20 protein-coding genes are annotated in these 26292 nt (G+C 55.6%); 17 read left to right on the plus strand and 3 right to left on the minus strand.

The genetic code is table 11. The features are described 5' to 3' along the window. Positions 1-304 precede the first annotated feature (304 nt). Positions 305-439: a 50S ribosomal protein L34 gene (gene rpmH / locus PG062_RS12615; protein ID WP_113998934.1), complete on the minus strand. Its 135-nt coding sequence runs from the start codon at positions 437-439 to the stop codon at positions 305-307. 688 nt (positions 440-1127) lie between these two features. Here rpmH and dnaA point away from each other — a divergent pair. The 7 genes from dnaA to gyrA all read left to right on the plus strand — a co-directional run bounded on the left by dnaA (position 1128) and on the right by gyrA (position 11000). Next, the gene (gene dnaA, locus PG062_RS12620) at positions 1128-2444 is read left to right on the plus strand and encodes a chromosomal replication initiator protein DnaA (protein WP_113998933.1); all 1317 of its coding nucleotides are present in this window, start codon (positions 1128-1130) and stop codon (positions 2442-2444) included. Positions 2445-2918: 474 nt separating this feature from the next. After that, entirely contained in the window at positions 2919-4037 is a 1119-nt protein-coding gene (gene dnaN / locus PG062_RS12625; RefSeq protein ID WP_270752531.1) for a DNA polymerase III subunit beta, read from the plus strand. Positions 4038-4041: 4 nt separating this feature from the next. After that, entirely contained in the window at positions 4042-4257 is a 216-nt protein-coding gene (locus PG062_RS12630) for an RNA-binding S4 domain-containing protein (protein ID WP_113998992.1), read from the plus strand. After that, complete coding sequence (gene recF, locus PG062_RS12635; protein ID WP_270752533.1) at positions 4257-5351, plus strand: DNA replication/repair protein RecF; 1095 nt, start codon at positions 4257-4259, stop codon at positions 5349-5351. The genes PG062_RS12630 and recF overlap by 1 nt, the downstream gene beginning before the upstream one ends. A 313-nt stretch (positions 5352-5664) precedes the next feature. After that, a complete protein-coding gene (remB, locus tag PG062_RS12640; RefSeq protein ID WP_113998930.1) occupies positions 5665-5937 on the plus strand; it encodes an extracellular matrix regulator RemB in 273 nt (90 codons plus the stop codon). 180 nt (positions 5938-6117) lie between these two features. After that, complete coding sequence (gene gyrB, locus PG062_RS12645) at positions 6118-8088, plus strand: DNA topoisomerase (ATP-hydrolyzing) subunit B (RefSeq protein ID WP_113998929.1); 1971 nt, start codon at positions 6118-6120, stop codon at positions 8086-8088. 326 nt (positions 8089-8414) lie between these two features. Then, positions 8415-11000 (plus strand): DNA gyrase subunit A, encoded by a 2586-nt coding sequence (gene gyrA, locus PG062_RS12650; protein ID WP_270752534.1) that lies wholly within the window; start codon positions 8415-8417, stop codon positions 10998-11000. 244 nt (positions 11001-11244) lie between these two features. Here the strand turns inward: gyrA and nifJ are convergent, their stop codons facing one another. Then, positions 11245-14784 (minus strand): pyruvate:ferredoxin (flavodoxin) oxidoreductase, encoded by a 3540-nt coding sequence (nifJ, locus tag PG062_RS12655; protein WP_270752535.1) that lies wholly within the window; start codon positions 14782-14784, stop codon positions 11245-11247. Positions 14785-15357: 573 nt separating this feature from the next. Between nifJ and PG062_RS12660 the strand changes: the two genes are divergently transcribed. From PG062_RS12660 to PG062_RS12705, 10 genes are all read left to right on the plus strand, one after another. Next, positions 15358-15903, plus strand: a complete 546-nt coding sequence (locus PG062_RS12660) for an NUDIX domain-containing protein (protein ID WP_114000591.1) — start codon at positions 15358-15360, stop codon at positions 15901-15903. A 1-nt stretch (position 15904) separates the two neighbouring features. Beyond that, positions 15905-16888: a glycosyltransferase family 10 domain-containing protein gene (locus PG062_RS12665; protein ID WP_270752536.1), complete on the plus strand. Its 984-nt coding sequence runs from the start codon at positions 15905-15907 to the stop codon at positions 16886-16888. A gap of 39 nt (positions 16889-16927) precedes the next feature. Continuing rightward, a complete protein-coding gene (gene tsaA, locus PG062_RS12670; RefSeq protein WP_270752537.1) occupies positions 16928-17638 on the plus strand; it encodes a tRNA (N6-threonylcarbamoyladenosine(37)-N6)-methyltransferase TrmO in 711 nt (236 codons plus the stop codon). A 531-nt stretch (positions 17639-18169) separates the two neighbouring features. After that, positions 18170-18820, plus strand: a complete 651-nt coding sequence (locus PG062_RS12675) for a rhomboid family intramembrane serine protease (protein WP_270752538.1) — start codon at positions 18170-18172, stop codon at positions 18818-18820. A 156-nt stretch (positions 18821-18976) separates the two neighbouring features. Continuing rightward, on the plus strand, positions 18977-19300 hold the full coding sequence (locus PG062_RS12680) for a cyclic-di-AMP receptor (protein ID WP_114000595.1): 324 nt from the start codon (positions 18977-18979) through the stop codon (positions 19298-19300). Next, the gene (locus PG062_RS12685) at positions 19300-20220 is read left to right on the plus strand and encodes a DNA polymerase III subunit delta' (protein ID WP_270752539.1); all 921 of its coding nucleotides are present in this window, start codon (positions 19300-19302) and stop codon (positions 20218-20220) included. Before PG062_RS12680 ends, PG062_RS12685 begins: the two co-directional genes overlap by 1 nt. A 51-nt stretch (positions 20221-20271) precedes the next feature. Next, positions 20272-21117 carry a PSP1 domain-containing protein gene (locus tag PG062_RS12690; RefSeq protein WP_114000597.1) on the plus strand — a complete coding sequence of 282 codons (846 nt, stop codon included), beginning with the start codon at positions 20272-20274 and terminating at the stop codon, positions 21115-21117. A gap of 216 nt (positions 21118-21333) precedes the next feature. Continuing rightward, entirely contained in the window at positions 21334-21501 is a 168-nt protein-coding gene (fdxA, locus tag PG062_RS12695) for a 4Fe-4S ferredoxin (protein ID WP_114000598.1), read from the plus strand. Positions 21502-21842: 341 nt separating this feature from the next. Continuing rightward, positions 21843-22973 carry a YibE/F family protein gene (locus PG062_RS12700; RefSeq protein WP_270752540.1) on the plus strand — a complete coding sequence of 377 codons (1131 nt, stop codon included), beginning with the start codon at positions 21843-21845 and terminating at the stop codon, positions 22971-22973. Between the two features lie 119 nt (positions 22974-23092). Then, on the plus strand, positions 23093-25195 hold the full coding sequence (locus PG062_RS12705; RefSeq protein WP_114000601.1) for a purple acid phosphatase family protein: 2103 nt from the start codon (positions 23093-23095) through the stop codon (positions 25193-25195). Positions 25196-25312: 117 nt separating this feature from the next. Here PG062_RS12705 and PG062_RS12710 read toward each other — a convergent pair whose 3' ends face one another. After that, positions 25313-26092, minus strand: coding sequence for a type III pantothenate kinase (locus PG062_RS12710; protein WP_114000602.1), 780 nt, complete (start codon positions 26090-26092; stop codon positions 25313-25315). Between the last annotated feature and the right edge of the window lie 200 nt (positions 26093-26292).

Here is a 26292-nt window from a genome sequence, read left to right on the forward strand (position 1 = left end):
AACGGGTTTGCCTTTGTGAAAATGCTCCAAATTTTGGGCAATACCGCATAATTCTAAGTGCCGATACGGCGAGCGAGGTGCGGCAGATGCTAAGCCAAAAGCGCAGATAATACTGGATGTCTTATCGAGCATTTTGGCAACGCAGATGCCGTGCCGCAGCCGCCGGAGCGGTGCTTAAGCCGTCAGGCGGGAATTGTGCGGTGCTGCCTTTGGCTTTTTTCCAGTACCTCCTAGCAAAAAAGGCCGCTGACAAGAAATCAGCAGCCTTTGTTTGCATGTGTTTGCGAAACCTGTGCCTGAAAAATCAGACGGTCAGGTTCTTGCGGCCCTTAGCACGGCGGCGGGCCAACACCTTACGGCCGTTCTTAGAAGCCATGCGCTTCAAAAAGCCATGAACGCGGCTGCGCTGACGCTTCTTCGGCTGGAAAGTCTGCTTCATTTCGTATTCCCTCCTTCAAAGTTTCCCCAATACTGGGCATTTTTTGGCGATTTACGCTTGGCAAATGCCCGTAGATACAGGGGCAGCCTTGCAGACTTTGATTATAGCGCAAGGACGGCAAGTTTGTCAATAGCAAACCGCGAAAAAATCCACGCGGCGATCCAATGCCAGTCGCAAAGGATTGGATTTTGCGCTCTGCGCGGGCGGGCCCAACGGACAAATAGATGCAAACGAGCCCGCTGTGAGGTGTGGATTTGGTGGAATGTTGGTTCAAAACCTGCATTTTTTGCCATATTTTCAACTTTTATTGCCCATATCGTGGAAAATTGTACCCTATTATAATTGTATTGGGGGTAAATTTATGCTATACTATATCTGTATCTCTGTGTCTAAAAATCGGCAGAGCGGGCTTTCGGGCCAGCTTTCCGCGGGTTGACACAGCGGTTTTGGCGGACCGGGAAAGGCAACATCTTCCCCGCAGCCGCCGGCTGCTGCATGCTCCGCCCGCCTGCCCAAGAATTTTAGGCCGTGCAGCAATACCCTGCCGGATGCAGCCGGAATTTTGTGGAACGATGCGGCGCTCTTACTTTATAATGGGGGGCAGCTTGTGTTTTGTTTGCAAAAATTGGGCGGCAGCCTGCGGGGCGGCAGTGCATTGCCTTGACTAACACAAAAGTGGGGAGTATCCATGGATTCATTCAACGACGTACTGGACGCGGCCAAAGCCTATTGCCGCGAACATACTGCCGACGCGACGTACCAGTATTACATCAGCGGGCTGAAAGCGGTCAGCTTTGAAAATTCCAACTGCATCACGCTGGAAGTCCGCAATGATTTTATCTGTAAGATCGTGTCTGACCGTTATACGGGTCTGCTGAAGGATGCGTTTAAGGCTGTACTTGGCTTTGATGTTGAGGTCAAGTTCACTGTGCCGCAGCCTGAACCAGAGGCTGCCAAAGAAAAACGCCCAATGGATGAAGCCAGCCTGCCCTCGGGCCGGTATGATTTCACCTTTGAAAACTTCATCCGCGGCCCGTCTAACCAATTTGCCTTTGCGGCGGCGCAGGCGGTTGCGGCAAACCCGTCCGGCGCTTACAATCCGCTGTTCATTTACGGACCGTCCGGTCTGGGCAAAACGCATCTGCTGAACGCGATTCAGATCGAGATCCACAAAAACCATCCGGACTACAATATCGTCTATGTGGACTGCGAAAAGTTTACCAACGAGATCATCACCGCGGTCAAAATGGCAACGACCGAACAGTTCCGCCAGAAATACCGCGAAGCCGATGTGTTGCTGATCGACGATATCCAGTTTTTGGCGGGCAAGGAATCAACGCAGGAAGAGTTTTTCCATACTTTTAATACGCTGCATAATGCCGGCAAGCAGATCGTGCTGGCATCCGACCGGCCGGCCAAGGAGATCAAGAGCCTGGAAGAGCGTCTGCGCACCCGGTTCGAGTGGGGCCTGACGGCGGATATCCAGCCGCCTGATTTCGAAACCCGTGTGGCGATCGTCAAGCGCAAGGCCGAATTGCTGAATCTGGATCTGCCTGATGACGTTGCGGAATACATCGCCAACCATCTGAAGCAGAACATCCGCCAGCTGGAGGGCGCAGTGAAAAAGCTGAACGCCTACTATATGTTGGAGGGTATTGCCCCCTGCATCGGCGTGACGACGACCGCCATCAAGGATACACTGAATGATACCCAGCCCATCCCCGTTACGATTGAAAAGATCATCAACGAAGTGGCGCGCACCTATAATGTGATTCCCTCCGACATCCGCGGGAAAAAGCGCAGCGCCAATGTGAGTGCCGCCCGCCAGATGTCGATGTATATCATCCGCGAGATCACCGGTATGAGCATGGAAGCCATCGGTTCCGAATTCCAGCGTGACCATTCCACCGTTGTGTACTCCATCAATACGATGGAGAAGAACATCGGCAAGGACCGCCACCTGAAGGAAACCGTGGACGACATCATGAAGAACATCCGTGCCTGATGCATGCTGCAGGTTGACAATGAAACGCCCGGCGTTCTGCATGTTTATACATGAATATGCAGAACATGCCATGCTTTTTCCGGGTTTTCAAAACGGATATTCCGGGTTCCGACAGCAGTTTTAGACTTTCAACATTTTCAACTGATTTTTCAACAATTAACACGGATTTTCCACAGAGCAGGTTGAAAGGTCAGGTTTTCCACATTTGAGATTTTTCTTTCCACGAGGTTTTGCGGAAAGCCAGGTCCTCAAAAATTGCTTCGGAATCAGAGGTTTCAGGCTTTTCCACAGATTCAACGTAGCCTACTACTATGACTATCAAAGTATCTAGTTTACCCTGACATTTTACGTGTTCTGCACCGTCAGGCTCATCAGCAAATAAGGATTATACAAAACGGATATTTCAGATTTCTGAACCGTCTGCCAGGCTACAACACTTCACAGTTTTCTGTAAGTTTAGTGATTATATACGAGGTGACAACATTGAAGTTTGAATGTGACAAGTCGCTGCTGTCTGCTGCGATCGACGGCGTTTCCCGCGCCATCACCAACCGCGCGGCGATCCCCGTGCTGGAGGGCATTTACCTGAAAGCCGAAGGGTTCCAGCTGACGCTGACCGGCTACGATATGGAAATGGGCATCACCACCAACATTGAGTGCAATGTTCAGGTACCCGGCGAGACGGTTTTGGAAGCAAAGCTGTTTGGCTCCATGGTCAGCCGTATGCCGTCCGGCACCGTATCGGTGGAGCTGAATAACGAAGGTATGGCAATTATTTCTGGCGGTGTGGCAGAGTTTGAGATCCCCGCCATGAACGCGAGCGATTACCCCAGCCTGCCCAACACGGCAGCCGAAAATACCATGACCATTCCGACTTCGATGATGCGCGAGCTGATCGAAAAGACCATCTATGCGGTCGCTGTGGAAGATAAGAAGCCCGCACACACCGGTGAATTGTTCGTGATCGAGCCGGGTCGCCTGACGGTTGTGGCTCTGGACGGTTACCGCCTGGCCATCATTAAGCGGGATGTGGAATGCACCCGCGATATCCGCATTATCATTCCGGCAAAAACGCTGCAGGAGCTGCTGAAAATCACCGGCGGGCCGGACGAACCGGTCAAAATTGATGCAAACCGCCGCTATGTGGTGTTCACTACCAACGGCTACACCATCATGAGCCGGTTGATCGAGGGCGAGTTCCTGAATTATGAGAGCGTGATTCCCAAAGAGAGCCGCACCAAGGTCGTGATCGACTGCAAAAACTTTATTGATACGCTGGAACGTGCTTCTTTGATTATTACTGATCGTTTAAAGAACCCGCTGCGCATCAATTTTGCACCGGATAAAGTAACTGTGCGCTGCCAGACCCCGCTGGGCAAGGTGGTGGATGAGTTTACGCCGGAAAGCATGGAAGGCGATTCCATGGAAATCGGGTTCAACAACCGCTACCTGCTGGATGCGCTGCGCTATTCCAAGTGCGAAAAGCTGCGCCTGGAGATCAACGGCCCCTTGAGCCCGGTAAAGGTCCTGCCGGTGGAGGGCGAAGACTTTATTTACCTGGTGCTGCCGGTACGCTTTAAGAATGAAGGCTGATACGATGGAAAAAGTACGAATCCACACGGAATTTATCAAATTGGATGCTCTGCTGAAATTTGCCGGCCTGTGTGAAACGGGCGGCGAAGCCAAGGAGCTGATCCAGGGCGGAGAAGTGAAGCTGAACGGGGAACCCTGCACCATGCGCGGTAAAAAATGCGTGCCGGGCGATGTGGTGGAGCTGGAAGGCCGCCAGGTTCAGATCGCGGAGGGCTGCTGATGCGGCTGAACCGCCTTACGGTGACGGATTATCGCAATTTATCCGCCGCTGTTTTGGAACCCGCCCCGCAGTTGACGGTTCTGTGCGGGGCAAACGGGCAGGGCAAAACCAACCTGTTGGAAGCCGTCTGGCTGCTGACTGGGGGCAAAAGCTTCCGTGGGGCAAAGGACGCCGAGCTGATCCGGCGCGGCGCTGACTTTGCCGTGCTGGAGGCCGCATTTGAAGCGGGAGACCGCCCCCAGGAAATACGGTTGACCGTTGGCGCCAAAGGAACCCAGCGCCCCGGCCGGACGGTACGTCTGAACGGAGCCGACCGCGGAAGAGCTGCTTCGATCGCAGGAACTTTTACGGCGGTGGCGTTTGACCCCAACCATCTGAGCCTGGTCAAAGGCGGGCCGGAAGGGCGGCGGCATTTCCTGGATGCCGCGCTCTGCCAGCTGTACCCCGGCTACCTGGCGGCGGAACGGCGGTATTTACGCGTGGTAGCGCAGAAAAATGCGTTGCTGAAAGCGTATGACATCACCCCCGGCGGGGATGTTCTGCTGGAAACCTACAACGAAGCGCTTGTGACCTATGGCTGCGAAGTCATGCGGCGGCGTGCGGGGTATCTGGACCAGCTGGCCCCGGCGGCAGCGGCGAACTACCGTGATATTTCCAGCGGGGCAGAAAAGCTGGAGATCCAATACTGCCCCTGCTGCGATCCGGGCAGCCCGGAAGCGCTGGCGGCCAAGCTGCGCGAGGTGAAAAACACCGAGCTGCGGGCAGGCTTTTGCCTGACGGGGCCCCACCGCGAGGACCTGGAAATTTTAATTGACGGCCAGCCGGGAAAAATTTATGGCAGCCAGGGCCAGCAGCGCAGTGCGGTGCTGAGCATGAAGCTGGCGGAAGCCAGCGTGGCGGGCGAGGTGCTGGGCGAACATCCGGTGATGCTGCTGGATGATGTGCTCAGTGAATTGGATGACGCACGCCAGACGTATCTATTGACCCGCATTGAGGACAAGCAGACATTTGTGACCACCTGCGATTCCGCCGCCTTTGCCCGAACCAACGGCAAGCTGGTCTTTGTGGACCACGGAACCGTGCGGGAGGGTTGAGGTTTTGCTTTACGGGGGATTTTATTCCCTTTTTTGAAAAAAAGGGAACCGGAAAAAACTTTTAATCATCTTTATAATAATAGAAAACTAAAAGTAAAACGCAGTCTTAAAATAAGCGCTGATAAATGCAAAATTCAAAAATGAAAACATTGCAAAAATTGACGCGATGCGGAAATAAAATTTCTAAATTTTGAGACGACCAAAGGGCGGCGCAGAGTGCCATCCCATTCCTGAACCGTGATCCCCAAAAGACAAACCCGGCAGTTTGTTCTGCCTCCAATTCCTAATTGCTAATTTCTCATTACTAATTATCATGTATCTTCACTTAGGTCAGGATTTTATCGTAAATACGCGGGACGTCATCGGGGTGTTTGACCTGGATACCGCAACCGATGCGGGCCAGAAGGCAAAGATCACCGATGAATTCCTGCGGCATGCCCAGCAGGAAGGGGCTGTTGTGGATGTGAGCGGCAGTATGCCAAAAAGCTTTGTCCTGACAGATTTCCCCGATGATACGGTTTATATTACCCAGATATCCACCGCCGCCATCCGCAACCGCGCGGCAAAGTTTGATATGGGGCAGTAAAACTGCAGAAAAACGTTAGGCGGACAAAAAAGCGTCTATAATTTTTACAGATACAAAAAGGCACCCCCAGATATACCAAAGGGCAGGTTTTACCCTGATAACGGCAGAAATGCCGGTTTAAGCTTTTGAAAAAAAAGCTGCCGAAATCCCCGCACCTCGTAAGAAATGGGAGGAAAGTTCATGTCAGAAGAAATCATCACCGAAACCAACCGCGAAACGGCGACCGACCATGAGTACGGCGGCGCGCAGATCCAGGTCCTGGAAGGGCTGGAAGCTGTGCGCAAGCGCCCCGGCATGTATATCGGTTCCACAGGCCCTTCCGGTCTGCATCATCTGGTTTATGAAATCGTGGATAACTCCATCGATGAAGCTCTGGCCGGGTACTGCACCCATATTGAAGTGACCATCAAGCCGGGCAATATCATTGAAGTCAGTGATAACGGCCGCGGTATCCCGGTGGATATCCAGCCCAAACTGGGCATCCCGGCTGTCACGGTCGTGTATACCGTGTTGCATGCCGGCGGCAAGTTTGGCGGCGAGGATTCCGGCTACAAAGTGGCTGGCGGTCTGCACGGCGTCGGCGCCAGCGTTGTAAACGCGCTGAGCGAATGGCTGGTTGTGCATGTGCGCCGTGACGGCGCCGAGTACGAGCAGAGTTTCAAGCGCGGAAAACCGGATGGAGACCTGAAAAAGATCGGTGTGGCGGCATCTACGGGTACCACCGTTACTTTTAAGCCAGACCCGGAAATGTTCACCGAAACCACCGAATACGATTATGAGATCCTGCTCAAGCGCCTGCGAGAAGAAAGCTTCCTGAACGCCGGTGTGCGCATTACCCTGACGGATGAGCGCCCCGAAAGCATTGAGAAAAACGACGGTGTACCGCCGCAGGAATCCATGTGCTATGAGGGCGGCGTGCGCAGCTTTGTGCAGTATCTGCATGAAAAGCGCGACCTGACCCCGCTGCACCCGCAGGTCATCTATATGAAAGGCGAAGCCAACGGCGCTGTGGCCGAAGTTGCTTTGCAGTACTGCGACAGCTACAACGAACTGATCCTTTCTTTTGCCAACAACGTGCACACCCCGGAGGGCGGCACCCACGAGGAAGGCCTGAAAACCGCGCTGACCCGCGTGTTTAACGAATTTGGCCGTGCCAAGGGCTACCTGAAGGAAAAGGATGAAAACTGGCAGGGCAGCGATGTGCGCGAAGGCATGATCGCCGTTGTTTCCGTCAAGCTGCAGGAAGCGCAGTTTGAGGGCCAGACCAAAGCCAAGCTGGGCAACACCTACATCAAGACGCTGGTTTCCAACATTGTATACAACAAGCTCAGCGAATTTTTGGAAGAAAACCCTGCTGTTGCCAAGGCTGTGTTTGAAAAGGTGACCCAGGCAGCCCGCGCCCGTGCCGCAGCCAAAAAGGCCCGCGATCTGGTGCGCCGCAAGAGTGCGCTGGAAAGCAACCGTATGCCGGGCAAACTGGCAGACTGCCACGAGAATGACCCCGCCAAGACCGAAATCTTCATCGTCGAGGGTGATTCTGCTGGCGGCTCTGCCAAGCAGGGGCGTGATTCCAACATCCAGGCAATCCTGCCGCTGTGGGGCAAGATGCTGAACGTGGAAAAAGCCCGCGCCGACCGCATTTACGGCAACGACAAGCTGATGCCGGTTGTGACGGCACTGGGCACGGGAATTGGCGATGAATTTGACATCAACAAGGTGCGGTACCACAAAATCTTTATCATGGCTGATGCTGACGTTGACGGCTCCCACATCTGCACCCTGATGCTGACCTTCTTCTTCCGTTACATGCGGCCGCTGATTGAACACGGGTATGTGTATGTGGCACAGCCGCCGCTGTTCAAGCTGCAAAAGGGCAGCACTGTCAAGTATGCGTACAACGAAGACGAAATGAAGCAGCTTTCGGCTGAGATGCCGGGCGCCAAGGTGAACCGCTACAAAGGCCTTGGTGAGATGAACCCCGACCAGCTGTGGGAAACCACCATGAACCCTGATAACCGCGTGATTGTGCAGATCAAGATCGAAGATGCCGAGCGCGCCGACGAGGCGTTCAGCATCCTGATGGGCGAGCAGGTGGAACCCCGCAAGGAGTTCATTGAGCGCAATGCCAAGTATGCACGTCTGGACGTTTGATTCGCGGCTTAAAAAAAGCCTGGCAAAAAACTTTAATCGTTTGGGTTAAAGAAAAGGCGGCGGCAGGGGAGAGGGAGCAAAAAGCCCGCAGGTTTTGGAACGGTCAAGACCGTTCCCTACGGGGCAGGGCGAATGGCGGCCCCTGTAGGGGCGCACATTGTGCGCCCGCTGCGTGTGGGCAATCTATTACCACCCCGGATTACGGTGGAAATTTCCGCTGCCGCCAGACGCTGATGAATTTTGTTTTTGATATTTTGATGATAGAGTGAAGATTTTCGGTGAAGCTTTTGCAAAAGGGCTTTGAAACAATCCGAAAGGTGAGTTGAATGGAAGAAAATGTTATCATGGTGCCCGGTTCGGGCACGAAGGTCATTGTGCGCGATGTCAAGCAGGAGATCGAAACGGCATTTTTGGATTATTCCATGTCCGTTATCGTATCCCGTGCCTTGCCGGATGTGCGCGATGGCCTGAAGCCCGTACACCGCCGCATCCTGTACACGATGCACGAGCGCGGCAACGACCCCAGCCACCCGTACCGCAAGTCTGCGGATACGGTTGGTGCTGTGCTGGGTGCTTACCACCCCCACGGCGACGCCAGTGTGTATGACGCGATGGTGCGTCTGGCACAGGATTTCAGCCTGCGTTATCCGCTGGTTGACGGTCAGGGCAACTTTGGTTCCGTGGACGGCGACCCCCCGGCTGCTTACCGTTATACCGAAGCCCGCATGTCCAAAATTGCATGCGAAATGCTGACGGATATTGATAAGGATACCATTGACTGGGACCCGAACTTTGACGAAACCAAGAAGGAACCCCACATGCTGCCCAGCCGGTTCCCCAACCTGCTGGTCAACGGCAGCCAGGGCATTGCGGTCGGCATGGCCACCAACATCCCGCCGCACAATCTGCGCGAAGTCGTCAGCGGCATGATTGCCCTGATTGATGACCCGGAAATTGATCTGGCGGGCCTGATGGAGCACATCAAGGGACCCGATTTCCCCACCGGCGGCGTGATTATGGGACGCAGCGGCATCCGTGCGGCATATGCCACAGGCCGCGGCAAGATCACCCTGCGTGGCCGTGCCGAGATCGTGGAGAAGAAGAACGGCCGGTATGAGATTGTGATCACCGAGATCCCCTACATGGTCAACAAGACCCGCCTGCTGGAATCTATCGGCGACCTAGTCAAAGATAAGCGCATTGAGGGCATCAGCGACCTGAACGACCTGTCCTCCAGCCGCACTGGCATGAAGATCCTGGTCGAGATCAAGAAGGACGCCAACCCGCAGGTAGTGCTGAACCAGCTCTACCGCTACACCCAGCTGCAGGACACCGTGGGTGTAATCATGCTGGCGCTGGATGACGGCGTGCCCAAGATCATGAGCCTGAAGACCATGATGCAGCGCTATCTGGACTTCCAGTTCCAGGTCATCCGCCGCCGCACGGCGTATGAGCTGAAAAAAGCCCAGGACCGCGAGCACATCCTGGAAGGTCTGCGCAAGGCTGTGGATATTGTGGATGAGATCATCGCCACCATCCGCGCCTGCAAGGGCGGCTTTGCAGAGGCAAAGGCGGCCATTATGGAGCGTTTTGGCTTCGACGACCCGCAGGCCGATGCTATCGTAAAACTGCAGCTGGGACGTCTCGCAGGCCTGGAAATCCTCAAGATCGACGAGGAATTGGGCCAGCTGCGCGCCAGCATTGAAAATTACAAGGATATCCTGTCCAACGACGCCCACACCATGGAGATCGTCAAGACCGACCTGACGGCTCTGGCCGACAAGTACGGTGACGACCGCCGCACCTCCATTGAGGCGGTTTCCGGCGAAGTGGACATTGAGGACCTGATCCCCGAAGAGACCTGCGTCTTTACCCTGACCCATGAAGGTTACATCAAGCGCACGGCGGTGGACACCTACAGTGCCCAGAACCGCGGCGGCCGCGGTGTGGCCGGCATGACCCAGAAAGACAATGACTTTACCGAAGAACTGTTTGTTGGCTCCACGCATGACTACATGCTGTTCATGACGGACAAGGGCCGTGTGTACCGCCTGAAAGGCTACCAGGTAGCCGAGGGCAGCCGCACCGCCAAGGGCAGCCACATTGCCAACCTGCTGCAGCTGCAGGAGGGCGAGAAAGTTACCATCATGATGCGCCAGCCCGCCAACATGGATGAGGATGCCAGCTACATCACGATGGTAACGCGGCAGGGCCTGATCAAGCGCACGCCGCTTTCCCAGTTCCGCAACATCCGCAAGGGCGGCCTGAACGCCATTGCGCTGAACGAGGACGATGCCCTTGTCTGGTGCCACCTGACAGGCGGCGAGGACGAGCTGATCGTGGCCACTCATGATGGTGCCGCCATCCATTTCAGCGAGGCTGGAGCGCGCTCTATGGGCCGCACAGGCCATGGTGTGCGTGTCATCAAGCTGCGTGATGGTGACTATGTTGTGGGCGTGGGCGTCTGCCGCCCCGGCGCAACCGTGCTGACCGTCACCGAGGACGGCAAAGGCCGCCGCAGCCTGATTGATGACTACCGCATTACCAAGCGCGGTGGTCTGGGCATCCGCAACTACACCCGCGGCGGTGTGGCAGGCATCAAGATTGTGGATGATACCGATGACCTGATCCTCATCAGCCAGGACGGTATTCTGATCCGCATGCACGCCAATGACATCAACGTGCAGTCCCGCTATGGCAGCGGCGTGCGCGTGATGCGCCTGATTGGCGAGGACAAGGTAGCCGTGCTGGCCCGCGTGGACCGCGATGCCACCGCCGAAACAGCCAAGCCGGAGGATGATGGCGAGACTGACCCGACCCCTGAAGAGCTGGAAGCCATTGCCGCAGCCGAAGCCGCCGAAGAGGCTGCTGAGGACGCCGCACCGGACACTGAGGGCGAGGACGAAGAATAATTGGAGTGACGAGGTTCCTTCTTTGAAAAGAAGAAACCGAAGAAACTTTAATACAGGATAAGATAAACAAAAAGGGCACAGCGCCGGGTGAAGAACCGGGGGCTGTGCCTTTTTATTGGGTTTATTTACAGGGAGAAAGCGAAGAGGAAGAGATAACAAAACCCCGCCCCGCGCAAACCGTATCGGATGCGCGGGGCGGGGTTTTATATTACTGGTTTAGCGGCAGCGCCGCGGACCGGACAAATTACTTGTACAGGTCAACCAGCTTGGTCAGGTGGGTGTAACGAGCTTCAGCAGCTTCCTGGTTCTTCTCGAACAGGGCCTTAGCGCGATCCGGGAATGCGCGGCTCAGGCGGCTGTAACGGGTCTCGTTAGCCAGGAACTCCTGATACTTGTCCATCTTGCCAGCCTTGGAGGTGAGGGTGAACGGATTCTTGCCCTCGGCCTTCAGTGCCGGGTTGAAGGTGAACAGGTTCCAGTAGCCAGCCTCAACGGCCTTCTTCATCTCGTTCTGGCAGTTGGTCATGCCGCCCTTAACACCGTGCAGCTCGCAGGGAGCGTAGCCGATGATAATGGACGGGCCGGGGTAAGCCTCAGCCTCAGCAATGGCCTTGACAGCCTGAGCCATGTTAGCGCCCAGAGCGATCTGAGCAACATAGATGTAGCCATAGGTCATGCAGATCTCGGCCAGGCTCTTCTTGCTGATTTCCTTACCGGCAGCAGCAAACTGGCAAACCTCACCGATGTTGGAGGCCTTGGAAGCCTGTCCGCCGGTGTTGGAGTACATCTCGGTATCGAAGACCATAACATTGACGTCGTGGCCGGAAGCCAGAACGTGATCCAGGCCGCCGTAACCGATGTCATATGCCCAGCCGTCGCCGCCGAAGATCCAGAAGCTCTTCTTGGCCAGGTACTGCTTATCCTTCAGGATCTCTTTAGATTCATCGCAGCCGCAGGCTTCCAGAGCAGCGATCAGGGCCTTGGCAGGAGCGTCGTTGGCCTTGGTGTTGTTCTTGGTTTCCAGGTACTTGTCGATGACAGCATCCAGATCAGCATTCTTGCCCTTCAGAGCTTCAACCTTGGTGATCAGGTTGGCACGAACGGTCTCGTAACCAATCTGCATGCCCAGGCCGTGCTCAGCGTTATCCTCGAACAGGGAGTTGATCCAAGCGGGGCCGAAGCCAGACTCCTTGTTGGTGGTGTACGGGCTGATGGAAGCGGTGCCGCCCCAGATGGAGGAGCAGCCGGTGGCGTTGGAGATGAACATCTTCTCGCCGAACAGCTGGGTGATCAGGCGGGCGTAAGAAGTCTCGGCGCAGCCTGCGCAGGAGCCAGAGAACTCAAGCAGCGGCTGGTTGAACTGAGAACCCTTGACGGAAATATCGGAAACAACACCAGGGATGTTGTCCTTCTTGCGGATGTTCTCGACGCAGTAATCGAAAGCAGCCTGCTGTGCAGCCTGGCTCTCCTGCGGCTTCATCTCGATCGCCTTGGTCGGGCAGACGGTGACACATTCGCCGCAGCCCATGCAGTCCAGCGGAGAGACAGCCATGGTGAACTTGTACTCGCTAGCCTTGGGCTTGGTGTCAGCCAGCTTGGTGCTTTCGGGAGCATTAGCAGCTTCGTCAGCAGTCAGGCAGAACGGACGGATGGTAGCATGAGAGCAGACGAATGCACACTGGTTACACTGAATGCACTTCTCAGCATCCCACTCGGGAACCATAACAGCGGTGCCGCGCTTCTCGTAAGCAGAAGCACCCTGCTCCCACTCGCCGTTGACGTTGCCTTCAAAGGCAGAAACAGGCAGGCTGTCGCCGTCCATACGGCTGATGGGCTCCATGACGTCGCGGATCTGCTTGACCAGTGCATCGGGTCCCTTCAGGGCCTTCGGGGCAGCATCGGGAGCCGGGTTGTGCCAGCTCTCGGGGACGTTGACCTTATGGACAGCGTCAACACCGGCATCGATAGCCTTCCAGTTCATCTGGACAACAGCGTCGCCCTTCTTGCCGTAGCTCTTCTTGGCAGCGGCCTTCATGAACTCAACAGCTTCGTCGATGGGCATAACGTCAGCCAGCTTGAAGAAAGCAGACTGCAGGATGGTGTTGGTGCGCTTGCCCATGCCGATCTCGATAGCCTTATCGATAGCGTTGATGGTGTACAGCTGAATGTTGTTATCAGCAATGTACTTCTTATCAGCAGCGTTCAGATGCTCGTCCAGCTCCTCATCGGTCCACTGGCAGTTGATCATGAACACGCCGCCCGGCTTGACATCCTGGACCATCTTCATGCCCATGTGGATGTAAGCGGGGTTATGGCAGGCAACGAAGTCAGCCTGGTTGATGTAGTAGGGGCTGCGGATGGGCTTATCGCCAAAGCGCAGATGGCTGATGGTAACGCCGCCGGTCTTCTTGGAGTCATACTGGAAGTAAGCCTGAATGTACTTGTCGGTATGGTCGCCAATGATCTTGGTGGAGTTCTTGTTTGCGCCGACAGTGCCGTCGCCGCCGAGACCCCAGAACTTGCACTCTTTGGTGCCGGGAGCAGAGGTGATCGGAGCGGGCTTGACTTCGGGCAGGCTCAGGTTGGTGACGTCATCGGTGATGCCGATGGTGAAGCGAGGCTTCGGATCAGCCTTCTCCAGTTCGGTGTAGATGGCGAACACGCTGGACGGCGGGGTGTCCTTGGAGCCCAGGCCGTAACGGCCGCCGGTCAGGACAACATCGTTCATGCCAGCTTCACGCAGGGTGGTGGCAACATCCAGGTACAGGGGTTCGCCCAGGGAGCCGGGCTCCTTGGTGCGGTCCAGAACTGCGATCTTCTTTGCGGTCTTGGGCAGAACCTTCAGCAGAGCAGAAGAAACCCAAGGACGATACAGACGAACCAGAACCAGGCCAACCTTCTCGCCCTTAGCGGTCAGGTAGTCAACAACTTCTTCGGCAACGTCGCAGATGGAGCCCATAGCGATGATGACGCGGTCTGCATCGGGAGCGCCGTAGTAGTTGAACAGGTCATAGTTGGTGCCCAGCTTTTCGTTGATCTTGGCCATGTACTTCTCGACAACTGCGGGCAGTGCCTCGTATGCCGGGTTGCAGGCTTCACGATGCTGGAAGAAAACGTCGCCGTTTTCGTGAGAACCGCGCATCTTGGGATGTTCGGGGTTCAGAGCCTTGGCACGGAACTCCTCAACAGCCTCCATGTTGCACATTTCCTTCAGGTCTTCGTAATCCCACTTTTCAATCTTCTGGATCTCGTGAGAAGTACGGAAGCCATCGAAGAAGTTCACGAACGGAACATGGCCTTCGATAGCGGACAGGTGAGCAACGGGGCTCAGATCCATAACTTCCTGAGGGTTGGATTCGCACAGCATGGCAAAACCGGTCTGACGAACGGCCATAACGTCGCTGTGGTCACCGAAGATGTTCAGGGCCTGGGTAGCAACGGTACGGGCGGAAACGTCAAAAACGCAGGGCAGCTGCTCGGCTGCGATTTTGTACATGTTGGGGATCATCAGCAGAAGACCCTGAGAAGCGGTGAAGGTGGTGGTGATAGCACCGGTGCCCAGAGAACCGTGCACAGCACCTGCGGCGCCAGCCTCGGACTCCATTTCAACAACCTTGACCTGGTTCCCGAAAATGTTCTTCAGGCCGGCGGCGCTCCACTGGTCAACAGTGTCTGCCATCGGGCTGGAGGGGGTAATCGGGTAGATGGCAGCAACATCGGTAAACGCATAAGCTACATGCGCAGCCGCGGTATTGCCATCCATGGACTGTTTTGCTCTTGGCATTTTTTTTCCTCCGTTTACTAGGGAATGCCGGAGGGACATTCCCAGTTAGATTAGCACCTGTGTGCCCCTGCTGCAATACTTGCTCCTTGCAGCGGGTAGGCTGCGGCAAAAGCCCACAGGCAGTACCACCCGGCCAAACCCTTGCGAACCTGGCAGATGGCGCTCTTGCTTAAGCTTATTTTACCAAAAAAGGGGCGGAATAGTAAAGCCTATTCGGTTAGAATGTTGCACAAAAATTTTGCGCGCTTGTGTGCAGGTTGACCGTTTTGTGGGAGAGTTTTGTGCAAATTGGCTGAAGCAGGGAAATAAATAGGACTGCATAGGCTGAAAAATCAGAAAAACAGCACAAAAATGGACCGGCTGACAAAACAAAAGCCAGAAAGCAGAGAAAATTTGAAAAATAAAACGGCACAGCCAATGGAAAATACGCCGGAAGCTTGACAGGGCGGGGCGGGACAATTACAATCAAAGTAAGTATAAAACGGCAAGCAAAGCCCGACTACAGGCCGGGAAATGTACATATTTAATAGAAACACATCCAGCCGGATGATAGGAAGGGAGCTATGATCTGCCATGCAGCATACCGAAATAAAACTGAACTCCAAAGAAATTTTTAAGGGGAACGTGTTCCGCGTGACCATGGACCAGGTGGAGCTGGAAAATGGCATGACCAGCTTCCGCGAGGTGGTACACCACAACGGAGGGGCGTGCATTCTGCCCCTGACAGATGATGACAAGGTGCTGATGGTGCGCCAGTACCGTTACGCATTGAAAGAAGAACTGTGGGAACTGCCGGCCGGCAAACTGGAAAAGGACGAAGACCCGTTTGAAGCAGCCAAGCGTGAGCTGGAAGAAGAGTGCGGCGTGACGGCGGAACGGTTCATCAACCTGGGGGTGCTGTACCCGACTGTGGGCTATGACAGCGAGAAAATTTATATCTGGGCGGCCAAGGGCCTGAAACCCACCAGCCAGCACCTGGACGATGGGGAATTTTTGGATGTGGCAGGCCTGCCGTTTGACGATGTATTGCAGATGGTGATGACGGACGAAATCCGCGACAGCAAAACCGTGACCGCAATGTTGAAATATGCCTGGCTGCGCCAGCGCGGGGAGGGCTGAAATGCCGGGGAAAAAGCAGGTGCGCTTGGCGTTTTGTGACCTGGCCCCGGACTGGGACGCCCGCGATAACTATTTTACCCAGGCGCTGGAACATGCCGGGTGGGAGATCACGTTCTGCAATGGGCCGGAGGAAAAGCCGGATTTTGTACTCTGCGGGACTTTTGGCTTTGACTTTTTGAAGTATGATTGCTGCCGCATCCAGTTTTCCGGCGAGGACAGCTGGCCGGACCTGAACCTGTATGACTATGCCATGGGGTTCGAGGTGCTGGATTTTGATGGGCGCTACCTGCGGCTACCGCTGTACGCCATGCGCAACAGCTGGGCTCCGGCTCTGACCAAGCATACGGTACCGGATGAGGAACTGCTGGCAAAGAAAAAATTCTGCAACTTTGTGGTGAGCAATGACTATTCCAACGAGCGCAATGAATTTTTTGCTGCGCTGAATGCCTACCGCCCAGTGGACAGCGGCGGTGGCTATATGAACAACATCGGCGGGCCGGTGACGGACAAATTGGCGTTCCAGCGTGGGTATAAATTCTCTATTGCGTATGAGAACAGCCGCGGGCCGGGATATTGCACCGAAAAAATCGTGGATGCCTTTGCCGCAGCCACGGTGCCCATTTACTGGGGCGCGCCGGATGTGAAGCAGGAATTTAACCCTGCGGCCTTTTTGTGCGCGGATGATTACCCGGATACGGCGGCGCTGATCGCGGCAATCGATGAGATCGACCGGGACGATGAAAAGTTCCTTGCGATGTGCCATGCGCCGATTCTGGCACCGGACGGAAGCTCCCGCGCGGCACGCTATGTGACGGACGAGGCGTGCGCAGAATTTTTGACCGGTATTTTTGAAAAAGGGCCGCACCTGCGCCGCAACCGCAGCTGCTGGGGTTCTATTTATGAGGGCGACTGGAAGTATTACCGCCGCCTGGCGGAGGCCGACCGGAAGCCGAAGGGACTGCTGCAACGGATTTTGGGGCGGTAACAGCAGCATACCCGGACAAAGAAACAAAACGAGGGAAAGATGGCTTACACGCTGGCGCAGATCGCGCATATTGAAACGGACTTCTCGGAAAAATTCGGCATTCCACGGCAGAGCGGGCTGGTAGAGGAACTGCGGGCACGCATTGTGTTTGAACCGGAGTTCCGCAGCCCGGATGCGGTGCGCGGGCTGGATGGGTACGATTATATCTGGCTGGTGTGGCAATTTTCCACCGTGGTGCAGGCCGGGCAGGATGGCACCAACTGGCGCCCCACCGTGCGCCCGCCGCGGCTGGGCGGCAATACCCGCATGGGGGTGTTTGCCACCCGCAGCCCGTTCCGGCCCAATGCGCTGGGGCTTTCCAGCGTAAAGCTGCTGAAAGTGGAACCCAACACCCCGCAGGGACCGGTACTGACCGTTGGCGGGGCCGACCTTTTGGATGGTACGCCGATTTTTGACATCAAGCCCTACCTGCCCTATGTGGACGCTCACCCGGATGCCCGCGGCGGCTTTACCGACACCACAAAGTTTTATACGCTGCAGGTACAGGCGGAACCGGAAGTGCTGGAACAGATCCCGGCGGACAAGCGGGATGCCCTACTCGGTGTGCTCCGCAGCGACCCCCGCCCCAGCTACCAGCACGACCCCGAACGCCTGTACGGTCTGAGCTTTGGCGGCGTGGAGGTAAAGTTTAAGGTGGATGGGGATGTGTTGACGGTGGTGAGCACGGAAAAATTAAAAAAGAATAGATAATAAATAATAAAGAATAATGAAGGTGGATCGCCTTCGCTGCGCTCGGCTCAAAAAAATTGGGCTGGGCGCGTTTTTTTTATTGGGAGATAAGGGGAGAGATGGAAAATAAGAAGAGAGATATTTCCAATAGGGGCGTCGGGCCTATTTGAAATGTGCGTGCGCGGCACGCACACCGGCATTATTCTTTATTATTTATTCATTATTCTTTCAGCCAAAGGCAGCTTTTGTCGCATGTTTCAACGCTTTGGATATCCCACCGAGGTTATCAACGCAATGTATTCACCTTTTCCACGGTGAAAATGTTGAAAACTCGGTTGAAAGTGTGGAAAACTAAACGGGTTTTCCACACTTTACACGCAAAAGTTGTTTTTTCATGGGGATATATGCCGGCTCGACAACAAAATATTGAACTTTTACCCTGGAGATGCTACAATAAACACACAGTTTACCGCCCTGACTGTCCACTATGGTTGTGGAAAACTGTGCCGGACGGGGCGGAAAATGCTGAATTTTCAACAAACCGGAGGGCTTATGCGCTGGATCGATAAGCTGGAACGCCGATGGGGACGGTATGGCATCCCCAATCTGATGAACATTATCCTGGTCGGGCAGCTGATTGCCTGGGTCATTGTGATGGTCATCAATCAGAACTTCTACTATGCCATCACGCTGAACAGGACTTCTTTAATGAGCGGGCAGATCTGGCGTGTTGTGACCTTTTTGTTTGTTCCGCCGCTGTCAACGGGCATTCAGTTGCTGCTGACGCTGTATTTCCGCTGGTGGGTCGGCAACTCATTGCAGCGCGCGTGGGGCGATTTCCGCTTTATGATGTACATCCTGGTGGGCATGGTGGGTGCATTGGTCGCCTGCCTGATCACCGGGAGCGCGGGTGCATCGGGCATTTTCCTCAGCCTGTTCTTTGCCTATGCGTGGATGTGGCCGGAGCAGCAGGTGCTGCTGTTCTTTATCCTGCCCATTAAGATGAAATGGATGGGTATTGCGGCTGCGGCTATGTGGGTGCTGGAGTTTTTGACCGGCAACTTTGCCAGCAGGGTCAGCCTGCTGTTCGGCATTGCCGGGTTCCTGGCGTTCTTTGGTGGTGAGATGTTCACAACGGCCAAGGATGCTATTGTGAGCTACAAGCGCCGCAAAGACTGGGAGAAAAAAATCAACCGGAAATAAGGCGATGCGGCATTTTCGGCGGGGGAAACGAATAAAGGTGGTACAGCATCATCCAAAGATGTGCGGTGCTGCCTGAACCATACAGCCCCGGCGGGGTTTGTACCGACCGGACTTTTGGTGTGACAGAATTTCAATCACAAAATGGAGGTTTTGACCATGAAACTGATTACTGCGATTGTAAATAAAGAAGATTCCAAAAATGTTTGTAACGAGCTGATCAAGGCAAAGTTCTATGTGACCCGCCTGGCCACCACCGGCGGCTTTCTGATGGCGGGCAACATGACCCTGCTGATCGGCACCGAGGACGAGCGTGTGGACGACTGCATCAAGGTGATCTCCCGCTGCTGCAAACAGCGCACCGAGATCGTTCCCGGCACCGCTTCCATCGGCGTTGGGCTGGAAACCGCTATGCCCATTGAGGTGACCGTTGGCGGCGCAACCATTTTTGTGACCAACGTAGAACGGTTTGAAAAGCTGTAATGCCAATGCTGGAACGCATTGCGGGCAACCGTGAACTGAAACAGGACTTAAAGACGGCGCTGGGCAGCGGGCGGATCGCCCACAGCATTTTGCTGGTGGGGGAGCCGGGCTGCGGTGCCGGCTTTGCCGCGCGCTGCCTGGCGGCGGATTATCTGTACCCCAATGGTGGCCCCCATGCCGAGGCGGTTCTGCGCGGGCAGGATACCGAATCCATTGTGGTGCGTGGGGAGGGGGCTTCCGGCCAGATCAAGGTGGAAGCCATCCGGGATGCGCGGCAGAATATCCAGAAATCAGCCCTTTCTTCGGATGCAGAGGGCCGTGTGCTGTTTATTTATGGCGCGCAGAACCTGAATGGGGCTTCGGCCAACGCAATGCTGAAAATTATGGAGGAGCCGCCGGAGGGAGTCATGTTCCTTTTGACGGCTTCCAGTGCGGCGGCGGTGCTGCCCACCATCCGCAGCCGGTGTGCGGCTTACACCATGGCACCGGTGCCGACCGAAGAATGTGCCGCTGCCCTGCGCACAGCACAACCGGAGCTGAACGAACAGAATGCACAGGATCTGGCTTTTTTGTATGAGGGGCACATTGGCCTGTGCCTGAAAGCGCTGACCGACCCGGCGGCCAAGGCGGCTCGTGCTGCGGCGCGGGAGCTGTGCCGCCAGGCCCAGCAGCAGGACACCTACCGTGTGCAGGCGCTGCTGGCGGGCTATGAAAAAGATAAGGACAGCGCTGCCGCTGTGCTGTGGCAGGCGACCCAGGCCGCCAGCGCCGCTCTGCGCCGCCCCGGTTTTGACGGCGTTCAGCCCGATACCGCAGCGCGGATCCTGCGCGCGGCGGAAGCCGCCCGCCGCGCCATGAAGGCAAACGGCAATCTGCGCCTTGCCCTGACCGTGTGCGGCATGGAAATGGCTGCCAGGTAGGGCAGGTACCCCCTGAAACGATACACCAATCCCGATAGATAGGATATTGAAATGAAAGTTATTTCTGTTAAATTTAAGGAAAGCGGCCGCGCCTATTACTTTGACCCCAAGGAGCTGGAAATCAAGGAAGGGGAATTTGTGATTGTGGAGACGGCCCGCGGCGTGGAATGCGGCGAGGTCGTGCGCAGCGCACATGAAATTGCCTCCGGCAGCTTCCCGCGGGAGATCAAGCCGGTCATCCGGCTGGCGGACGGCGTGGATGTGCGCCGCATGCGCCAGAACCGTGCGGACGAGAAAGCCACCTTTGAACTGTGCGAAAAGCGCATTGCCGCCCATAAGCTGCAGATGAAGCTGGTGGATGCCGAGTACACGCTGGACCGCAGCAAGCTGGTGTTCTATTTTACCGCCGACAACCGTGTGGACTTCCGCGAGCTGGTCAAGGACCTGGCCGGGCAGTTCCACACCCGCATTGAGCTGCGCCAAATCGGTGTGCGCGATGAAAGCAAGATGCTGGGCGGCTTGGGCGTGTGCGGCCAGCCGTTCTGCTGCAGCCGGTTTTTGAAAAACTTCCAGCCGGTTTCCATCAAGATGGCAAAGGAACAGGGGTTGAGTCTGAACCCGGCCAAGATCAGCGGTGCATGCGGCCGTTTGATGTGCTGCTTGGCTTACGAGCAGAAGAGCTATGAATACTTGAATTCCATCACCCCGCAGCCCGGCAGTGTGGTGCGCACGCCGGACGGCGAGGGTACTGTGCTGGAAGCCAATGTGGTAGCCGGTACCCTGAAGGTGCGCAGCAATGTGGAAAGCCTTGCTCCGAAAATCTATAAACGGAGCGAGTGTACCTACCTGCGCGGGGGCCGTCGCGCACCGGTTGAGCCGGATCCCGACCATACCTGAGAAGAAACTTGGTTAGTAAAAACTAACAGTATGCCGAAAAGTCTGATTTTATGCGCCGGGCGGCAAACCCCGCGTGAAATTTACCAAATGCCTTGAAAATCGAAGGTTTCCGTGCTACAATAATACAAACGCGAAAAGCGTGCCGTCCGGGGCTCAAGCCAACCGCACAGGATCCGGGCGGGCTTACATGAATTGTGCGGAGATAAGGAGATTACCATGGCTCATAAGGTTACTGACGAGTGCGTTGCTTGCGGCGCTTGTGTTGACACCTGCCCCGTTGGCGCTATCAGCCTCGAGGACAAGGCCGTTGTCGATGCTTCTGCTTGTGTTGACTGCGGTGCTTGCGAAGGTGCTTGCCCCACTGGTGCAATCCAGCCGGAATAATCACTCGGTTCCAAATCCCCTGTGCAGCGTTTGCTGCGCAGGGGATTTTTTAATGCAGAAATTTATAGATGATTTGATACAAGCCCTGTACCCGGCGGCAGAACTGTTTCTGCTGCTGTGGTACAGGGCTTTTGCATTATTTTACACACTTTACGGCACCCTTACCCACTTTACAGAACGCTTGCAGGGCACAGCAAAAAATGTTCAGTTCTTTACACAAACTATACGGCAGCATGGTCGATACCGGCTAAATTTCGCCGTACAATAGGCTACGGAAGGCAGGGAACAGAATGACCATACAAAATTTGCTGCAGCAATGCAGAAAAAAATCCCACAGCAAGGTGCTGAGGTTTTGGGTGGTGCTGGCGGCAGTTGCACTGCTGCTGGTGCTGGCCTGCCGCGACTATGACTGGGACGCTTTAGGCCGCTACAAAGGGGATAACATCTCCAGTCTGCATTATGTGCGCGGCCGCGTTGTGGAAGTGCTGCGGGATGATACCAAGCCCGACCAGCTGGACCCTGCCCGCAGCATGGGCACCCAGGAACTGCGCATCCTGCTGCTGGAAGGTGCTAACAAGGGTACCGAAGTGACCATTGCCAACTACCTGACCCGCACCCAGAACGTACGGCTGCGCCAGGGGGAAACCGCCATTATCTGTGAGGACCTGCCCGACAGCGCGGATGCTTACTATACCGTATACAATTACGACCGCGCCCCGGTGCTGGTGCTGATCCTGGCGGTGTTTGCCGCCGCGGTGGTGGCCATCGGCGGCTGGAAAGGCGTGCGCACCCTGCTGGGCCTGGGCTTTACCGGGGCAATGATTGCCTGGTTGATTTTGCCGGGCATCTACCACGGGCTGCCGTCCCTGCCGCTTACGGTGGCGGCGCTGGCTGTGTGCACCCTGGTCAGCCTGCTGCTGCTCAACCCGCCCAGCCCCAAAACATGGGCGGCCATGCTTTCCACTTTGGCGGGCGTGGCGCTGGCGGGAGGTGTGTTCTACCTGTTCAGCACGCTGCTGCACCTTTCCGGCATGAACGATACCAACGGTGAGGGCCTTGTGCTGGTGGCCGGGCAGACCGGGCTGGAACTGCACTGGCTGCTGCTGGTAGCGGTTCTGATCTCCTCCCTGGGCGCTGTGATGGATGTGGCGCTTTCGCTGGCATCCTCCCTGCACGAGCTGCGGGAAGCCGATGGGAAAATGAGCGGTCTGCAGCTGTTTGCCGCGGGCATGCGCATTGGCCGCGATATGATCGGCACAATGAGCAACACATTAATCTTAGCTTTTGCCGGTGAGGCTGTGACCACCCTATTGCTGCTGATGGCATACGGCTGGCATTCCAGCCAGCTGTTTGCATCGGATTACGCCGCCATTCAGGTGGCGCAGGGCGTGGCATCCACCCTGGGTGTGGTGCTGGGGGTGCCCATTACCTCCGGGATATGCGCGGCACTGTACCGGCCGCTGAAACGATAAAAGCAATGCCTGCATCAGCGGGCTGTAGATATACCTCAAAAGCCGGGAGCGGGCATTGCTGAAACTCCCGCCAGAATTTGATTCGGATGAATAGAAAGTGTGTGTGAAGAAAAGTGAATTTGAAGAACTGGAATCGTCTGACTGCCTGTGCCCTTGCGCTGATCATGAGCGCGGGCATGACCGTTACCCCGGTGCTGGCCGAGGAAGCCACCCCCGAAGCCGCTGCCCCGGCGGAAACCGTGGCGGTCGATGCCCCTACTTTTTACGCCAACAGCCATGATGTGAAAGCTGTTGTGATGAACATCGGTGCTGCCCAGGATTCCGTGAACGTGACATGGTACGGCAGCACCCCCACCGGCGGCATGCTGAAATACGGCGTACAGGGCGGCGAGATGACCACACTGCAGGCTGCCGTGGCCCCCACCAGCAGCGAAGGCTGGTACAAGAATACCGTTACCCTGACCGGCCTGCAGAGCAACACCACCTATGAATACGCTGTCAGCGCCGATAAGGACGAAGCCCATTACGGCGAAACCAAAACCTACACCACCCAGACCTTTGGCAAAGATGAGCCGTACACCTTCCTGGTATTCGGCGACCCGCAGATCGGCTGCAGTGGCAGCATTGACGATGACAACGGCGGCTGGACCAACACCCTGAACCACGCCCTGGCCAAAGCCCCCAATGCAAACTTCCTGTTCAGCATGGGTGACCAGATCAACGCCTATTATAAGTACGACACCAGCAACCTGAGCCAGGTGGAAGAAGAGTATGACGGCTTCCTGAACGCCCCGCAGCTGACCCAGCTGCCGCTGGCAACCGAGCTGGGCAACCATGACTGCGGCTACAACACCGCCCTGTACGGACAGCATTTTACCCTGCCCAACATCAGCGAAAAGTACGGTCAGGTCAGCGGCGATGCCTATGGCGATAACGCTGTGGATTCTGAGTCTACCGGTGACGGTGACTACTACTTTACTTACAACAACACCCTGTATATGGTGCTGAACACCAGTTGCCTGAGCATTGCCGAACACAAGGCATTTCTGGAAGAAACCATCCAGGCCAACCCTGATGTGACCTGGAAAGTGGTTTCTTTCCATAAGTCCATCTACAGCGTTGCCAGCCATGTAACGGAATCCGATATCGTCACGCTGCGCAACGGTCTTTCCCCGATTTTGAGCCAGCTGGGCATTGATATTGTCCTGCAGGGCCATGACCACGTTTACGCCCGCAGCTACATCATGGGCGGCGAAAGCGGCATGACGGCTGATGTTCAGAAGAACGCTGACGGCAGCGCCCTGACCGAAGTGACCAACCCCGATGGTGTTCAGTACATTACCATGAACTCTGCTTCCGGCAGCAAGTTCTATAAGATCACCGAGGAAGCCTTTGAATACACTGCTGTGCAGAACCAGGAGAAGGTTCCCAACTACTCTGTTGCCAATGTTACCAAGGATGCCTTTACCGTGACTACCTACCGCAGCACCGATGACAGCGTGGTGGATACCATCACCATCAAGAAGTCCAAGAACGGCTGGGAAACCGTGGATGGCAAGGATTACTGGTACGAGGACGGTGTCAAACAGGGTACCGAGGGCCGCGGTAAAGAGATCTATGACCCCGAAAGCGATGCCTGGTACTGGCTGGACAGCGATGCCAACGGCGCAAAGGCAGTTTCCAAGGACGTTTACCAGGAATCCGATGGCGGCAAATGGGTCCGCTATGACGAAAACGGCAAGATGATCAAGGGATGGAACACCAACGAGAAAGGCACCTACTACTTTGACCCCATCACTGGCGCAATGGCAAAGGGCGATGTTGAGATCGACGGCGTGCCATGCAGCTTTGACGAAACCACCGGCATTGGTCTGAACCTCGCCTGGAAGCAGGAGAACGGCAAGGACTACTGGTACGAGAACGGCCAGCGCCAGGGCCTGGAAGGCCGCGGCAAGGAGATCTATGACCCCGAAAGTGATGGCTGGTACTGGCTGGACAGCGATGCCAACGGCGCAAAGGCAGTTTCCAAGGATGTTTACCAGGAATCTGACGGCGGCAAGTGGGTCCGCTATGACGAAAACGGCCAGATGATCAAGGGCTGGAATACCAACGAGAACGGTACCTACTACTTTGACCTCATCACCGGTGCAATGGCACACGGCACGGTGGAGATCAACGGTAAGACCTGCCACTTCGATGAAGCAACCGGCATCCTGAAATAAGAAACTTGAGAAGATAGCATAAAGCAAAGCACCCCGCATTCCATTTAGCCCGGCGGCTATGGAATGCGGGGTGCTTTTGTTGTGCTGGATAAGGCGAGAAAGAAATTGTTTTTGAACTTACTTTTTGACGTTGCGCTTCCAGATGGAATACAGGCCGTCCAGAATCAACGTTCCGTTATATTCAATGGGGGTGGCGCAGGCATCCCGGATGCTGGCGGGCAGGGTGCCGGTGGCAATGACCGGGGCATCCGGTGCATGCAGGGTGGCGCGGCAGCGGGCAAACAGGCCATCCAGCATCAGGGCGCTGCCGTTCACAATACCGCTGTGCAGGCAGTCCGTTGTGTTGGTGCCCAAAAAGCGCTTGGCAGGCAGCTCCATATCAATCTGCGGCAGTTGGGCTGTGTTGCGTACCAGGGCCGAAAGGCTTAGCGCCGGGCTGGGCAGAATCACACCGCCCACAATGCTGCCCTCGGCATCCACGGCAACCAACGTGGCGGCGGTATCCATGTTCATGACCAGAAGGGGTGGCTTGTGGGTCTGCAAGGCGCCCACAGCGGCACACAGCAGCTCACCGCCCAGCTGGGCGGGATTATCCATGCGGATGCGTACACCGCTCTTTAAGCCGGGGCCGACTTCCATCAGGGGGGCGTTGGTCATCTTCTCCAGGGCTTCGCGCATACGGCTGGTCAGGACGGGAACCACACTGGCTAGGATCGCCGCGTCCACATCACGGGGCTGAATATGATAGAGAGCCAGCATGTTGACAAGCTTGTAGACCAGTTCGTCCGAGCTCAGGGCACTATCGGAATAAAAGCGGGAAGCAAACACGCGCTGTCCGGCGGAATCATATCCACCGAAAGTTACGTTGGTGTTGCCGATGTTCAAAGCTAAAAGCATGATGAAGCAAGGCTCCTTTATGTAGAGATAAGGAATATACCAAAAGATAAAGCTGTTACTATACTATTATATAGAAGAGCAAAAAGCAAATGTTTTTGGTTGGGGAGGGGATAGAAACAAGAAAGTGCGCTAAAACGACACTGTACACCTTATCCAAAAATAAATCGAAAAAATTATGAAGAAAATCGAAAAAAGGTGTT

It is taken from the genome of Gemmiger qucibialis (assembly GCF_027689445.1).
Classification (GTDB): domain Bacteria; phylum Bacillota; class Clostridia; order Oscillospirales; family Ruminococcaceae; genus Gemmiger; species Gemmiger qucibialis.